The sequence below is a fragment of the Maribacter polysaccharolyticus genome (assembly GCF_028882255.1).
Taxonomy (GTDB): Bacteria; Bacteroidota; Bacteroidia; order Flavobacteriales; family Flavobacteriaceae; genus Maribacter_A; species Maribacter_A polysaccharolyticus.
The window spans coordinates 53,135-70,034 of the sequence record NZ_JARBUY010000004.1; the positions used below are offsets into that span (position 1 = coordinate 53,135).

Here is a 16,900-nt window from a genome sequence, read left to right on the forward strand (position 1 = left end):
TACGGCAAATTACCGAGGGGTTATTTCTTGTTAATCCAATCAAATCATAAAACATGAAAAAAATAAAATTCATGCTGTTTCTTACAATTTTAGGAATGGTGGCCTGTAAAAAAAACATCCCCGAAATCAACTATGTTATTTTAAAAGGGGTTATCAATAATACAGAAGGAGGCCAGCTTAAAATTAGTTCCATTGAGGGGTTTTCCAAAACTATAAATTTTAAAGATTCAGTAGCATTTATAGATACCCTAAGGATTAAGGAAGGGCTCTATTACATTCGTTATGACAAGGGGTATTCACCTGTTTACATGGCACCAGGCAACGTTATACATTTTTCTGCTGACCACCAGCTTTATGGCAGAGCATTGAATTTTAAAGGGGATAATGCAAGTATAAATAATTATTACTCTAAAAAGTTTCTAGATGTATATGCTTTCAAATTGAAAAACAAGGAACATTATGCTTTGGAAGAATCTGATTTTGAAAATCTTATAAAGAAGCTTCAACTCAGTGCGGAAATGAAACTTGATGTTGTTTCAAATATACCTGACGAACTCAGGGCCAAAGAAAGACGTGCTTTAAATTATGAAAGAATAAACAGAAAAAGTATTTATGAATATTATCATGCCCACTTTGCAAAAAAAGAAGGGTTTAAAACTACTGATGCCTTTCAAAAGGAAATCAATGATTTACCTTTAAACAACACAGCGGACTTTTTCTATTCTTCAGATTATAAAAGCTTGGTAAGTCAGAAAATCACAAAAGACGCCAAGGAAATTGCCAAAAGGGATTCTATTTCCTCTCCCCTGGCCCAATTGGATGCAGCTTCAAAACTAGAAAAAGACACCATTGCCAACCAGCTTATGTACAATACTTTAAACATGTATTTACCCATGGCAAAGCAAAAACAGCTGCTGATAGATAAGTACATGACTTTATCTACCAACCAAGAGCACAAACAAAAAATAAAGGTCCTTTACCAAGAACTGCAAGCCTTGGATTCCAATAATCCCTCGCCCGAGTTTGTAAATTACGAAAACCATGATGGCGGAAGTACGTCATTGGTAGATTTAAGAGGAAAATTTGTTTACATGGATATTTGGGCCACCTGGTGTGCACCGTGTAAATATGAAATCCCTTATCTAAAAAAAATCGAAAAACAATACCATGATAAAAACATCCATTTTGTAAGCATTTCTACAGATAAACAAAAAGATAAAGACAAATGGAAAAAAATGGTAACCGAAGATGAAATGGGGGGAATTCAATTAATTACGGATAATGATTTTAACACCTCTTTCATTAAAAAATTTAAAATCATGGGCATACCCCGATTTATATTATTGGATCCAGAAGGAAACATTGTTAGGGCCAATGCACCAAGGCCTTCGGACAAAAAGTTAATTGATTTGTTTAACGAACTAGGAATTTAATCCACATAGGTTAAAAATAAATTGGTAAAGTTTTCATCTGTTTGTATTTCTCAATAGGGAGCTACATTATTAGCTGATAACCGACACCTCAAAACACTAAAATCAATGCATAAACTTTTTTTATTACTCGTATTATTCGCATTTACCGGTTCTTGTAAAAGGCAGGTAAATACAGAGGGCTATACTATTTCAGGCAATGTAAAAAATCTTGATAATGTTTATATCAAACTCAAAGAAGGAGGGTTTCGTGATCGGTCTAAAATAAAAACCATAGATAGTGTTAAAATTGCCAATGGTAAATTTGAATTCAAAGGAAAGGTAGACCATCCAGATATGGTAAATTTAGTGGTTGAATCCAAATTTCAAGCTCAATTCATAATTGAAAATAGCGATATAAAAATTGATATCGATGTTACCCGGAAAAAGGAAAAAAGCCCTTATTTTAAATTCGAAGTTACGGGCTCCAACAGCAATGAATTATATCAAAAAGCGGATGCAGCCTGTCTAGCAGTTTTTAAAGACGCCAAGTATAGCCAATTAGACACTTTAAAAGCCTTATTTGTTAAAGCAAAAAAGGATACATCATACCTTGAAAAAGCACAAAAATTAAAAGTTGAATTAAGTCCTTTGACTAAAGAAAGATCTGAAAGATACAAAAACAAAAAGTATGATTTTGTTCGTAATAATCCGGAGGATCCGGCATCGGTATATATCTTAGGATACTTTTACAGCGAAGTTAGAATGACCGCTGAAGAGCTAGAAGAGTTCTATAACCTCTTTAAAGGAGACGCTCGCAAAACAAACTTTTTTATATCCCACATTTCAAAAATTTATAAAAATTATTTTGAAAAATTAGGTGTTGGCAGCATTGCTCCAGATTTCACTTTAAATAATCTAGAAGGCCAACCGGTACGTCTTTCAAAGATCAATGCCAAGTATAAGTTGGTAGATTTTTGGGCCAGTTGGTGTATTCCCTGCAGAAAATCATTTCCGCATTTGAAAGAATTAAGAGAAAAATATAAAAATGATGGCTTTGAAATTATAGGTATAGCCACTTCGGATGGTGAAGATAAATGGCGAAAAGCAATTGAAGAAGACCAGACACCATGGTTACATGTATTTGATGCGACCAATACATCAAAGGGCACAGCAAATGCCAATAAAGGCGATGTTTCAACAAATTACGGGGTTTCCTTTTTACCTACCTCCTTTTTAATGGATAACAATGAAAAAATCATTCTTAGAAACCCATCAAAGGAAGAATTGGATATGAAACTAAAAGAGCTATTTGGCTATTAAACTAACTAATTGAAAAATGCAAAATATTAAAAATATAATTTTTATCGGTTTAATTCTACTTATAGGAATAGCGCATAGTTCAGCTCAAAACAATGATAACAGCTTTACCCTTACAGGAGAAATTAAAGGCTTAAACGGTAATTTATATTATAGGCACCCAGATAAAAAATATGACCGAGCTACACCATCAGATTCCATTGTAGTCAATAATGGCAAATTTACATTAACAACTACTGTTTCTGAATTATCCATGCTCAGAATATTTCCTTCATTTAGGGGGGCAGATAAAAAGTTGTCCAAAATACCTAAGGGGGGAAAAGGCTATTTACCCGTAAAATGTGCCTCTATTATGGTCTATGCATCTCCAGGTGCACATGTTACCATAAATGGTGAAGCAAAAGATTTTTTTGATGCCTATCCAAGTGGAAATGCATATAATGATGGCTTAGCAAAGGTTAATAAGCTAATGTACCCAATGTATAACGAAATGGGCAACTTAGCCGTACAAACCACTTATGAGGAAGAGGAAGTTAAAAAAGAAGCCATTAATAAAGAATCTGAAGCCATTTTCAAAAAATCCATTGATGCTTTAACCGATCACATTAAAAATAATCCAAACGATTTAGCTTCTGCCTGGTACTTAAATGATTTAATGTTACGCACCCAAATATCCAATGACCAAGCTAAAATGTTGTTCAGTTCATTATCTACAGATTTAGCTGAATATTCAGATTATCAAAATGTATCATCGCGTATACAAGGTATAAAAACAACTGCCGATGGTTTTCCCGTACCAAGTATAAAAACGAATGCAACCCTGAACGGAAAGGAATTTGATATCACTTCTTTGAGAGGTAAATATGTCCTGATAGATTTTTGGGGTATTTGGTGTAGACCCTGTATGGCAGAAATGCCAATTATAAAACAGTTTCAAGAAAAACACAAAGATAAATTGGTGGTGATAGGAATTAACTCAGGTGATACCAAAGAAAAAATCCAAAAGTTTGTTCAAGAGCATGATTATACTTGGCTACAACTAATGAGCGACAAAAAAAATACTGCCGATAATTTTGTAAATAGGTTTAACGTACAAGGCTTTCCAACAAAGTTCATTGTAGATATGAAAGGAAAAATCATTAAAAGAATTGTTGGTAATGGCGAAGAGGCCTTTAATCTTTTAGAAGATCTTTTGAGCAAATAAACACCAAAATAAATCTAAAATGATATTACTCTCCATGACCTCTAAATCAAAATCAAATAGCTATAGAAAACACTAGTAACAAACCGTGTTTTGATAATTGATATTTAACTGCCAGGGGGAAAGGGATAATTTAATACCTACAATTCAAATAAACATATAAAAAACATTACATGAGAAAATTATCAGCTTTGTTTCTACTAATAAGTACAAATATTTTTGCACAAGATTTACGGGCTCCAATTCCAGAAGACGAAAGTATCAAAAAAGGGGTGCTACCCAATGGTTTAACGTATTACATTAAAAGTACGGATGTAGTAAAAGACGCTGCCAGTTATTACATTATTCAAAATGTAGGGTCTGTTTTAGAAAATGACGACCAACAAGGTTTAGCTCATTTTTTGGAACATATGGCATTCAATGGAACCGAGAATTTCAAAGGCAAAGGAATCCTTAATACGTTTGAAGAAAAAGGTTTGGTATTTGGTAGGGATATAAATGCCTACACTTCTTTTGACGAAACAGTTTATAACATCAACAATGTCCCAACAACCCCGGAACTCATAGAAAAAGGCTTATTGGTGTTGCATGATTGGTGTAATTACCTATTGTTGACAGATGAAGAGGTTGATGCCGAAAGGGGTGTGATCAAGGAAGAATGGAGAACACGCCAAACCGGACAAATGCGTTTGTTTCAATCTTCATTACCAATAACGTTTAACCATTCCAAGTACGCCGAAAGATTACCCATTGGTTCAATGAGTGTTGTTGAGAATTTTGAGTACCAAGCGCTACGCGATTTTTATCATGATTGGTACAGAACCGATTTACAAGCCATTGCTGTAGTTGGTGATATTGATGTGAATGCGATTGAAACAAAAATCAAAAAGCTTTTTTCAGGAATTCCAGCCGTAAAAAACCCTAGGGAACGTTTTATTATTGAAGTTCCGGAAAACAAAAAAATGCTTTATAGCCTAGGATTGGATAAAGAAATTTCAACTGCACTGTTAAACTTCGGTATCCGTCATGAGAAATCTTCAAAAGACCAAACAGTTGAAGATTTAAAGAACGCATTATTAGAATCAATGGTTACGAATATGCTCTCTGCAAGAATAAAGGAAGTGGCCCAAAAACCGGATGCACATTTTTTAGGAGCTAGTTTGGGGTATAAATCAATGTCAAGAAGAAATAATGTTTTCAATATTAGAATAACCCCAAAACCGGGAGAGCAACAACAATCTTTCGCTGAGGTGCTTACAGAAGTTTTTAGAGCCGTTAAATTCGGTTTCACATCCTCAGAAATTGATAGAACTATAAAAAAGTTTTCTAACCACTATGAAACACAAATAGCAAAAAAAGATGATAAACATCACGGAGCGATAATTAGTGTTATAAAAGACAACTATCTAAATAACAAAACCATAGCTGATATTGAAAAGGAGTATGCTATTGCTAAAACATTATTTGCTTCTTTTACTCCAGAAACCTTGCATAACACCATCAAAAGGCTGTATGCAAAAAAGAATAGGTTTTTGAATGTCACAGGGGTTGAGGGCCAAAACAACTTAACAGAGGAGCAAGCCCATACTACTATTGATACGGTCGAAAACAACCCGCACCTTACCCCTTACACTGAAGTATTTGAAGGTAAATCTTTAATTTCAGGACTGGATATAAACGAAGGAAATATTGAAAAGACTGAAAACAATAAGGCCCTTGGTTCAACAACCTATACACTAAGCAATGGTATTAAAGTTCATTATAAATTTGCCGATAAACAGAAAAACACTGTAGCATTTTATGCCATAAGCCAGGGAGGTAATTCATTGATAAAAGATGAAGATTTACCATCTGCCAACCTCGTAGGCAACCTAATTCAAATGTCTGGATTAGGGGAATTTTCAGCCACGGAACTACCAAAAATTTTAGCGGGGAAAACAGCTTCAATGGCACCTGGCATAGGCGAAACTACAGAAAATCTTAAAGGGTCCTCCACTTCAAAAGATGTCGAAACCATGTTGCAATTGGCGCATTTACACTTTGTTAAACCCCGTTTTGACGAACAAGCGTTTCAAGTATTACAAGGTAACATCAATAATTACCTTATTAGAAGGAGTAAAGATGTAAATGAGAAAATAAAGGACAGCATTACAACTACCTTGTACGGTAATGATAATCCTAGAAAAAGAATCTTTGACAGAGAATTTGCCAATGACATTAGTTTTAACAAGATGAAAACTGTGTATTTAGGCAGATTTGCCAATCCGTCAGATTTTGAGTTCTTTATTGTAGGTGATGTAAAAGCAGATCAATTAGAACCATTATTATCAAAATATATAGCTAGTTTACCAACTACTACAAATACGGAAACCTATAAAGACGTAGCCGCTTCATGGAACAGTAGCAAAGTAGATGAAGATATTTTTCTTCCTATGGAAGACCCCAAAACCAATGTTAATATAGCATTTAAAATAATCAATGATTACACGGTTAAAAATAAACTTGTAACTCAGGCTTTAGGTGATATTCTGCAATTAAGATTAACCGAAACACTTCGTGAAGAAGAAGGTGGAGTGTATAGCCCTAGAGCGCAGGCATTTTTAACCAAGGCCCCTAAAGTTTTATCGTACTTATCAGTTGGTTTTGATTGTAATCCTGAATTGGCAGAAAAACTTATAGGTATTGTTCATGGTGAATTGTCAAAATTGGCAATAGGAGATATTAAACAAGAGGATCTCGACAAAACACTTACCAGTTATAAAAAATCCAGGGAACAATCCAAAAGCAATAATAATTATGACATGGCTTTATTAACAACGTTTTTCAGGGACGGATATAATATGGATGAGTCAAAAAACTTTGAAGATGTAATTAAGGGTATTGGCAAAAAGGATATTAAAACCTTAGCAAAGCAATTACTAAAGAAAGGAAAGTCTTATGAAATAGTATTTAAACCATTAAAAGAAAAAATATAGTCTTTCTGAATAAAATTGTTTTTAGTTTAATTTTTTGAGTTGGCCAACCATAAGTTTAATAGATAGATGCCGAAAAGGGCTAGTATCAATAGCCCTTTTTTTTAATGAATCAACGAAATGTAATTATGAAAAAGTTATTGATAATTATAGTATTTGCCTTTACCACAAGTGGGTTTTCCCAAATTTTAGATCCCGTATCCTGGTCTACCTCTGTTGAAAAAATTTCCGATACCCATTATGAATTAATAAGTAAAGCCTCAATTGAAACAGGTTGGCATCTATATTCCCAAAACGTTCCCGAAAATGGTCCAATACCAACTACGTTTTCCTATGATGACAGTGATGGTAGTTTTAAAATAATTGACAATACAGAGGAAGAAATAGGGCATACGGTACACGACCCCGTTTTTGAAATGGAAATTAAATTTTTTGAAAATTCGGCCATTTTCAAACAAAAAGTAGAAGTTCGGCCAGGAACAAAAAGCATCAATGGATCTGTGGAATTTATGGTGTGTGACGATGCGCGCTGTTTACCACCCACCGAAATCGATTTGGTTTTTAGCCTCTCGGACAATTCAAAAACTGAAGCATCGGATACAACCACTAATATAATTTCACCTCGAAATTCCGTTAAAGCTTCGAAGAAAGGACTTTGGGGTATATTCTTCATTGCATTTCTATCAGGTTTTGCAGCGTTGTTGACACCCTGCGTATTTCCCATGATTCCAATGACGGTGAGTTTTTTTACCAAACAAAGTAAAACCAAGGCAAAAGGCATAAAAAACGCCATTATTTATGGGGTTTGCATCATTGTTATTTATGTGTTATTAGGAACTGCAGTAACAGGTGTTTTTGGGGCCGACGCCTTAAACGCTCTGGCAACCAATGTCTGGTTTAATATTATTTTCTTTTTTCTGCTAGTCGTTTTTGCAGTCTCGTTTTTAGGCGCTTTTGAAATTATGTTACCAAATTCTTGGGCCAATAGCGTAGACTCAAAAGCCAATAGAGGTGGACTCATAGGTATCTTTTTTATGGCATTGGCATTGGCCATTGTGTCATTTTCATGTACTGGGCCCATTGTCGGTACCTTGTTGGTAGAAGCCGCATCCAAAGGAGGTTTAGCACCTATAATAGGGATGTTCGGTTTTTCATTGGCCATTGCATTACCCTTTGCATTATTTGCTGCCTTTCCAGGTTGGTTAAACTCATTGCCAAAATCCGGAAGTTGGCTAAATACGGTTAAAGTTGTTTTAGGTTTTTTAGAACTGGCCTTGGCATTTAAATTTTTATCACAAGCTGATTTGGTATTGCAAGCACATTTACTGGAACGTGAAGTATTTTTAGCCATCTGGATAGCCATTTTTGGAGCTTTGGCATTTTATTTATTTGGAAAAATACAATTACCTCACGATTCCCCACTAAACCATATATCGGTAGGTAGATTAGGTTTGGGATTGGTGGTACTATCATTCACCATCTATATGATTCCAGGGCTTTGGGGCGCACCATTAAATTTAATAAGTGCCTTCCCACCACCACAGGACTATAGCGAATCCCCTTATGGTGTTGGGTTTTCTAAATTAGGGACAACAAATGTTTTAGACACTCAATTAGGTTTGCCCGATGGTGCCCACCTATTGGCACCACATGATATTTTAGCCTTTAATGATTATGATAAAGGCTTGGCATATGCTAAAGAAGTGAATAAACCGGTAATGATTGATTTTACAGGTTGGGCCTGTGTAAACTGTAGAAAAATGGAGCAAAACGTTTGGCCAAAACCTGAAGTATTGAACATCCTTAAAAATGATGTGGTTTTAATCTCATTATATGTTGATGATAAACGCCCGTTGGAACCCCATGAAATAACGGCATCCCAATTAAAACCCGGGAAACAATTGAAATATATTGGTCAAAAATGGAGTGAATTGCAAACTTTAAGGTACAAGGCAAATTCGCAACCATTTTATGTTCTGATGGATCACAGTGAAGAAAACTTAATAGACCCCGTTGCCTACACCCCAGATCCTAAAGCATATCACAATTGGCTGCATGAAGGAATTAAAAACTTTAAACAATGATATTTTTATTATAGATAGATGAATGTTATCAGAAATTTTCTAAAAGGGACATCAGATTCACGCCAAAAAGCGGTATCAACATCAAATCTTGAAACCTATTTTTCGGCATTTAGAGATCATGTAGTGGGTTTGGACAAGACATTCATATCCCCTTACGGAGAAAAAAAAATCATATATGCCGATTGGACCGCCAGCGGAAGACTATACAGACCCATTGAAGAAAAATTACTTTATGAAATTGGTCCGTTTGTTGCCAACACACATACCGAAACCTCAATAACAGGAAGTGTGATGACGCATGCCTATCGTGATGCCAGAGCTATCATAAAAAGGCACGTTAACGCATCCAGTGATGATGTATTGTTAACCGAAGGTACCGGTATGACCGGGGCTATCAATAAGTTTCAGCGTATATTGGGCATTAAGGTCAACGAAAATCTGAAAGAACACACCCAAATTCCAGAAGAAAAAAGACCTATAGTTTTTGTGTCACACATGGAACATCACTCTAACCAAACCTCCTGGTTAGAAACCATTGCACGGGTTAAGGTCATTCCGTCCAATAGGGAAGGTTTGCCGTGTTTGGAAAGTTTGGAGCGACTACTACAAGAACACAGTCAAACGCCCATAAAAATAGCAGCAATTACAGGGTGTTCCAACGTAACGGGAATTAGAACACCTTACCACGGCATCGCTAAAATAATGCACCAAAATAACGGTTTGTGTTTTGTGGATTTTGCATGCTCAGCACCTTATGTCCAGATAGATATGCATCCTAAAAGCGAAGACGAATACTTAGATGCCATCACTTTTTCACCACATAAATTTTTAGGTGGCCCCGGAACAACAGGTGTTTTGATATTCAATAAAAAACTATATAAAAACCTAGTGCCCGATAACCCGGGAGGTGGAACCGTTTCCTATACCAATCCTTGGGGCGACCATGATTTTATAGATGATATAGAAACCCGCGAAGATGGTGGAACCCCTGGTTTTTTACAAGCCATTAGAATTGCACTTTCCATTAAGTTGAAGGAAAAAATGGGCATTGAAAACATCATGGAAAGAGAGCGCGAATTGAATACCATTATTTTTGAAAGACTATCAAAAATCAATAATTTAAACCTATTAGCACCTGATCACACAGAACGTTTAGGCGTGTTTTCATTTTATATAGAAAATGCGCACTACAATTTAGTAGTAAAATTGTTGAATGACCGTTTTGGAATCCAAACCAGGGGTGGCTGTTCCTGTGCTGGTACGTATGGGCATTATTTATTGAATGTAGATCAGCCAACATCAAAATCCATTGAGTTAAAAATATTGGAGGGCTGTTTAATGGAGCGTCCGGGCTGGATACGTATGTCCATTCATCCGACCATGACCAATGCCGAGATCGAGTTTATTTGTGATGCCATTGAGCAAGTGGCAAACAACTACAAAACATGGGAAGAAGATTACGAATATGACTTTATTAAAAACGAGTATATCCATAAAGAAAATCATGATGTTGAGAATGGAATAATCAAGGGTTGGTTTGAATAGCCACAGTTGGTCTATTCTTTAATTATGATTATGATAGCTTTTCGTTAAAATAATGGATTGTCATCTTTGAAGGTTCATTGTTTTCATTGCTTGATGTTAAGAATCATTTAGAGAACATTTAATGAATTTGGTTTAATCCGGAATATTATTTAATCACCTGAAGACTAAACCTGCTTACGTTTTTACATAAGATATAGGTTTTTATACAGCATGGAACCCCTATAACATAGTTTGAAAAATGGAATTCTTGCTACCCATAACCCGAAGGTCGCCGGTTCATGTCAAGTCCCCTATATTGAATCAAAAGTCTTTCAATTTCCTAAAAGGCTTTTTAATTCATATCATCTCTTTATAAAAATGGTTCTTTACAACCTTACTGATCAAAAACATACTATTTCAATAATCTGCTGGGAGGAAAACCAAATTGCTGCTTAAAACGTCTGCTGAAATACAAGGGATCGTTGAAGCCTACCATATCAGTTACTTCTGATACGTTGTATTTTTTGGTCTTAAGGAACTTGGTGGATTTTTTCAACCTTACGGTACGTACAAACTCGTTGGGAGACAGGTCTGTCAACTCTTTTATTTTCCTGTAAAGTTTCGAAGAACTTACGCCCAGTTCGTCACATAAGAAACCAGTGCTCAAATCAGGATTACTTATATTTTTTTCTATCAGCCCACATACTTTTTCCATAAAATCCTTATCCACGGGAGAATGCACCAGCAATCCTATTTCACTATCGGCATCATCCGAAAATTTGGATTTAAGTTCCAACCTGGTTTTGATAATATTGGTTATCCTTGATTTCAACAGGGAGGGATCAAAGGGTTTTACCAAATAACCATCGGCCCCTAAATCGAAACCACGTACTTTGTCCTCATTTTCTGAAAGCGCGGTCAACAATATCACGGGAATATGACTTATAAATTCATCATTTTTAAGCACCTTGCAAAATTCAAAGCCGTCCATAACAGGCATCATCACGTCCGCCACGCACAATATGGGTTTTATTTGACGACAAAGTTGTAAGCCCTCTTCCCCATTTTCGGCCTCGTAAACCTTATAGCACCCTGATAGATAATCCACTATATATTTTCGCAACTCTAAATTGTCTTCGATAACCAGGATTTTTTCTTTTATCTCGGTATTTATAAGTGGCCTTTTTACAGGAATATCGGGAACAACATCTTTTCTTTCTTTGTTGGTTGCCAAATCAAAAACTTCTTCCTGATCATAGCTTTCGCGATTTATGGGTATGATTACGGTAAATACACTCCCTATATTCGGCGTACTTTTAACTTTGATACTGCCTTTATGCAAATCGACCAAGGACTTGACCAAAGACAGTCCAATTCCTGACCCCGTATTATTTTCTTTACTATTGGTCGCTTGATAAAACCTTGTGAATATTTTTTCCTGGCTTTTTTTGGGTATGCCTATACCATCATCGCTGACTTCAATGATCAAGTGGCCTTTGTCATAATCCTTCAGTCCGACAAATAAATCGACATGCCCGAACTTTTCCGTGAATTTGATGGCATTCGACAATAAGTTGTAAAGAATTTTATCATACTTATCCCTGTCCAACCATCCGACGAGCGAATCGGATTCGGTATGGAAATGAAAGTGTATTTGCTTGTTGTAGGCGAATTCCTTGATAGAATCAAAAGTATTTCGGGTATACTGTAGTATATCGGTTTTAGAAACTTTCAGTTTAAGTTCCCCTGTCTGGGCTTTTCTGAAATCGAGCACCTGATTCACCAAGTTCAACAATCTACTCGCATTTTGGTGAATGAGGTTATACCTGCTTTTTTGATATTCGGTACTTTGGTCACGACCGTCTTCCATCAACTGTTTGACAGGCCCTAGGATCAATGTTAGTGGTGTTCGCAACTCATGGGAAATATTCGTAAAAAACCTTAATTTTTCATTGTTTAGTTTAATATCACGTTCCCTATTTACCTTTTCGGTCACCAGTTCTTGTTTTAGACGTATCCGGTTTTTAACCTCCCGTCTGATGAAATAAAAGGTGAGCGCTAAGATCGATAGGAATAGGAACAGTGCCTGATAGGTTAACCAAAATGGACGTTCGATCCTAATAGTATAGGATACGGCCTCGCTCCAATTGCCATCACTGTTACTTGATTTGATCTTGAAATCATAATCTCCCGGAAACAGATTGGTATACTGAACGGTCCTGGAATTACTAGTGGTCGTTATCCAATTATCATCAAAACCTTCAAGCATGTATTCAAACTTATTAAGGCGCTCATTGGAATAGGAAGGTGTTGAGAATTGAAGTGAGAAATTCCTGTTTTTATAACTGAGTGTCAGACTTTTAGTCTCATTGATATCCTTTTTAAGCGGAATTTCACCATTAATTTCCTTTTCGGGCAATATTACCTCGTTCTCAATCTTTATTTCCGTAATTATGGGACGGGGAGCATTTTGATTTTCGATAATGCTTGAGGGAGAGAAATATATGATGCCATTCTTGCCGCCCAAATAAATGTTGGATTCCCCAAAATTGTAAAATCCACAGGAACTGAAAAAGTCCAATCGATTCCCACTATTCACATGGTAGATATTATAACTATCGGTACTTGGGTTTATCCACGCAACGCTATTGTTGTTCACGTTCAACCATAAATTCCCATTGGCGTCCAAAAGAAAATCGGTCACCCATTTGCCCGACAATTCACTGTAATCCCCCAAAGGCATGAAATTATTTTTTTCCACATCAAAATACCCCAACCCACTTCGGGTTGCCGCCCAAAGTCTTCCGGTGTTATCAAAAATAATATCACTTACATTATTATGGGGCAGACCTTCTTTTCCGTTCAATGAGGATGTATAGGTTATTCTTTCGGTCATACTATACTTTACCACCCCAGCTTCGGTAGCAAACCAAATATTATTAAGACTGTCGGCAATAATCGCATTTATATCACCGTCATCCAATACATTGGTTTTATAGGGTAAAATGGTCGAACCATGTATTTTCATCATTTTCGCCCCTTCACCAAAAGACCCTACAACAAGTTTATCGTTCTGTACTTTCTTGATTGCAGAAATGGGCACCGCTTCAAAACCAATATCAACTACTGCCGATTTATTCTTTAAATAATCGTATATCAATACCCGACCATTCCACAATCCACAATAAAATATCTTACCATCATCGGAATATATACTGGCGATATCGTTTTGATTATGGTAAAGTGGGACAAACTGCCCATTTTCATTAACGAATAAACCGTTATGCCTGGTCGCCACCACAATATTATTATTGTATGTTTTGGCAAACCCCCTAATTCTGGGGGCTTGACCATCGATGAATCTTGATATATCCTTATTGAAGTTGAATTGGTTCTCATAGGGATCATATTTATCCAAACCATCTTCGGTGCCGATCCATAAAATACCTGAAGCATCAAAATAAAGGGATGAAACCAGATTATCAACCAAGGAGGTTTGATCGGTCAAAATGGAATAATACCGCTTAAAATCCCCATTGGGGATATCTTCCAAACGATTACAGACCAAGAGCCCCCCAAGGGTTCCCACCCAGTATTTACCATCGGGCGATTGGGCAACGGAAACAAAATAAGGCCCTAAGGCATCCCTTGTTTCACTGTCCTCGATAAAAAGGTTCTCAAATTTATTTTCATCTTTATTCAATTTATACAGCCCCTCTCTGGTACCTATGAAAATATCCTTTTTGCCGTCTTCATAAATGAAATTCAAATATGGATTTACCTCAACGGTATTAGGGAAATTCAGGGTGTAGGAAGAAGTTCGTTGTATTTCCCCATTACTTTGGAGTGTTATTTTTGCTACGGAAGCTGTTCCAAAACTACCGATCCAAATATTTCCGGATGAATCTTCAAAAATTTCCTTGATATATTTAAAACCGGGCAGATTTATTTTTTCGAACCTATTTTCCTCCAAATGAAATATATAGAGCCCTTTATCCTTTGTACCCACCCAAACCCGATTGTGCACATCCACAAAAACGGAACGGATTTCATCATCGGGTAAGCTATTGGGGTTCCCCTCTTCATTTAAGAATGTAGTAAATTGATAGGTATCCAACTTTAAAAGTGTCAATCCCCTACGGGTACCGATCCACAGGTTGTTGGAATCCGCATCCAATTCCAAGGCGGTGATATCATCGTCATTGATTTTATTTTCCCCTTCCGAATTGCTTACATACGATTTAAACTCATAACCATCAAAACGGTTAAGCCCTGAAAAAGTACCTATCCATAAAAAACCATGTTTGTCCTGGACCAAATGGCGTACCGAATTATGGGACAAACCACTGTTATCATTATAGTGTTCAAATTTGATGCCCTGTGCAAACGAACAACTAAAGAACAACATCATGGAAAACATGACAAAACGGTATGCCATATATTTTTTTTTAGCGATTAAGGTGTTTATTCCAATGGGATGGATGTAACATCACCCATTCCTTGTTTTTAATGCTTAAACAACAAATTGAAATCAAAATTTAGCGAATACGTTTAGATTCACATTTCGAATCTATTTTTTCAATTTTCAATAAAATTAATGATTCTTGACCCTACATGCTATTTTTTATCCTTATTATCAACGTTCTCACCTACAGTTTCCCAATCCCCTATTGGTTTCGGAAGTTGAAGTGTTATTTTCTCCCTTATGGGTCCTGATCGGAAGTATTTACCACAAGCCCATCCTAATCAATTTCAATAGGTTTGCCCAGAAACGTTTAAGCCTACAGTCCCTTTAAGATCCGCTGATTCTTCAACCTATGCCCAATTGCTTTCTATCTAAATTGAATTGATGGTCCATTATGGGAATTCCGCACCGGTATACTTCGGAAGGTGTACTGAACATTACGAATCGAGGGTAAAGCTTGGACATGACCACAATAAATTACATACCCCTTCCATGCAAAGGGCACCCATCGTTCAGCTTTGTTTTTTTTACAAGATCCAAATCATCGGCAATAGTGGCACATTCTTCTAACGACAACCTTTCATGAATCCTAAAATGGCCATTTAAAGCTCAGAGAATTCAACATTGGTAACCTTTACCACAATGGCATTGGGCCAAATTTTATTATTGTATAACCTATGGGCCTTACTTACCGATATTTCCAACCTATCCTTATGTTGGACAAACGTAGTTTTCGGGTCGTTTTCCGGCCAATATTCCACCACCTTATCATTTTGCCCCAATACGGAAACTTTCGTGTTTTCTGTGGCTTTGATATTTTTCAGTAAAAAATTCCTCCTGAAACCCTTAAACCAATGCTGTTGGTTGGTAATGAACACATAAGCCGTGTTTTCATTTTTAGCCTTGGTAAACCATATATCACCGTCTTTAATGAGTCCTGGAACCGTTCTTACGTTTTTAACCCCCTCTTGGTTCACAAACATCCATAGTGCAATTTCACGCAAACGCTCCTCTTGCTCAATGGGTATGGCGCCGTCTGGTTTGGGACCCACATTCATTAAAAAATTACCGCCTTTCGCCCTAATTTCGATAAGTTTATTGATAAGTTCCTTTCCACTTTTATAAACTTCGTTGGTTGGTTTGTAGGCCCATTGGGTACCCATGGTCATACAGGTTTCCCATGGTCCTGGAATGGCGGTGTCCGGTATTTTCTGCTCTGGGGTATTTATTTCCCCTCGCGTTACCATGATGTTTGGGTCTTTCTTATGTACGAACTGAACGATATCGGCTTTTTTAAAGGAATCAAAAAACATGATATCCGGACTGTAATTTTCAATCAACTCTGCGATTTGTTTCTTGTCATAGGCCAATAATTCCGGGTTTTTGTCAACGCCGCTCATTTCCCCTTTCCGAGATATAAGATGTCCTTGTTTGTTAATAAAACTAAAATCCTCAGGGGAAAAATACAATCCGACTTTTAGGCCGTATTTTCTTAAAGATTTGACCAACATACCCGTAATATCCTTTCCGTAAGGGGTATTCATGATATTGAATTCGGTGGTTTCGGTATCCCACATACAAAACCCGTTATGGTGTTTGGTGGTAAATACGACATATTCGGCTCCCGTTAACTTAAACAATCTTGCCCATTCATCGGGGTCGAATTTATCCGGATAAAATGTTTTTGGGAGCTCGTTCATATAACGTTGCACATAATCCTCAGAAGCCCCAACCATGGAATGACTGATAACGCTTCCCAGTTGTGAGTCCATGCTCCAATGAATGAATATCCCGAAGCCCATATCCATGAAGTCCTCCACGATGGCAGGCTTATTCCTGAGTTGTGCAAAAGTTGAAAAACTTATGGCTAAAAAAAGTATTACTGTAAATTTTCGATTTGAATTCATTCTTCAGTATTTTTTAAT

Annotated in this window: 8 protein-coding genes; 6 read left to right on the forward strand and 2 right to left on the reverse strand. The window is 36.6% G+C overall.

Translation table 11 applies throughout. The features are described from left to right. Positions 1-53 precede the first annotated feature (53 nt). The 6 genes from PHU20_RS13040 (at position 54) to PHU20_RS13065 (ending at position 10,531) form a co-directional block, all read left to right on the forward strand. Entirely contained in the window at positions 54-1,433 is a 1,380-nt protein-coding gene (locus PHU20_RS13040) for a TlpA family protein disulfide reductase (RefSeq protein ID WP_274825826.1), read from the forward strand. A 105-nt stretch (positions 1,434-1,538) separates the two neighbouring features. Further along, entirely contained in the window at positions 1,539-2,732 is a 1,194-nt protein-coding gene (locus tag PHU20_RS13045) for a TlpA disulfide reductase family protein (RefSeq protein ID WP_274825827.1), read from the forward strand. Positions 2,733-2,748: 16 nt separating this feature from the next. Next, positions 2,749-3,933, forward strand: coding sequence for a TlpA disulfide reductase family protein (locus PHU20_RS13050; RefSeq protein WP_274825828.1), 1,185 nt, complete (start codon positions 2,749-2,751; stop codon positions 3,931-3,933). A 170-nt stretch (positions 3,934-4,103) separates the two neighbouring features. Next, complete coding sequence (locus PHU20_RS13055) at positions 4,104-6,905, forward strand: M16 family metallopeptidase (RefSeq protein ID WP_274825829.1); 2,802 nt, start codon at positions 4,104-4,106, stop codon at positions 6,903-6,905. Positions 6,906-7,030: 125 nt separating this feature from the next. Further along, positions 7,031-8,986 (forward strand): protein-disulfide reductase DsbD family protein, encoded by a 1,956-nt coding sequence (locus tag PHU20_RS13060; RefSeq protein ID WP_274825830.1) that lies wholly within the window; start codon positions 7,031-7,033, stop codon positions 8,984-8,986. 18 nt (positions 8,987-9,004) lie between these two features. Next, positions 9,005-10,531 carry an aminotransferase class V-fold PLP-dependent enzyme gene (locus PHU20_RS13065; RefSeq protein WP_274825831.1) on the forward strand — a complete coding sequence of 509 codons (1,527 nt, stop codon included), beginning with the start codon at positions 9,005-9,007 and terminating at the stop codon, positions 10,529-10,531. Between the two features lie 391 nt (positions 10,532-10,922). Here PHU20_RS13065 and PHU20_RS13070 read toward each other — a convergent pair whose 3' ends face one another. Both PHU20_RS13070 and PHU20_RS13075 read right to left on the reverse strand, forming a co-directional pair. Continuing rightward, complete coding sequence (locus tag PHU20_RS13070; protein WP_274825832.1) at positions 10,923-14,948, reverse strand: hybrid sensor histidine kinase/response regulator transcription factor; 4,026 nt, start codon at positions 14,946-14,948, stop codon at positions 10,923-10,925. A 629-nt stretch (positions 14,949-15,577) separates the two neighbouring features. Then, entirely contained in the window at positions 15,578-16,882 is a 1,305-nt protein-coding gene (locus tag PHU20_RS13075; protein WP_274825833.1) for an alpha-L-fucosidase, read from the reverse strand. Positions 16,883-16,900: the final 18 nt, after the last annotated feature.

Excerpts from the sequence above, each read along its gene's own strand:
- PHU20_RS13040 (WP_274825826.1), top strand. The coding sequence starts at position 54 with ATGAAAAAAATAAAATTCATGCTGTTTCTTACAATTTTAGGAATGGTG.
- PHU20_RS13045 (WP_274825827.1), top strand. The coding sequence starts at position 1,539 with ATGCATAAACTTTTTTTATTACTCGTATTATTCGCATTTACCGGTTCT.
- PHU20_RS13050 (WP_274825828.1), top strand. The coding sequence starts at position 2,749 with ATGCAAAATATTAAAAATATAATTTTTATCGGTTTAATTCTACTTATA.
- PHU20_RS13055 (WP_274825829.1), top strand. The coding sequence starts at position 4,104 with ATGAGAAAATTATCAGCTTTGTTTCTACTAATAAGTACAAATATTTTT.
- PHU20_RS13060 (WP_274825830.1), top strand. The coding sequence starts at position 7,031 with ATGAAAAAGTTATTGATAATTATAGTATTTGCCTTTACCACAAGTGGG.
- PHU20_RS13065 (WP_274825831.1), top strand. The coding sequence starts at position 9,005 with ATGAATGTTATCAGAAATTTTCTAAAAGGGACATCAGATTCACGCCAA.
- PHU20_RS13070 (WP_274825832.1), bottom strand. The coding sequence starts at position 14,948 with ATGGCATACCGTTTTGTCATGTTTTCCATGATGTTGTTCTTTAGTTGT.
- PHU20_RS13075 (WP_274825833.1), bottom strand. The coding sequence starts at position 16,882 with ATGAATTCAAATCGAAAATTTACAGTAATACTTTTTTTAGCCATAAGT.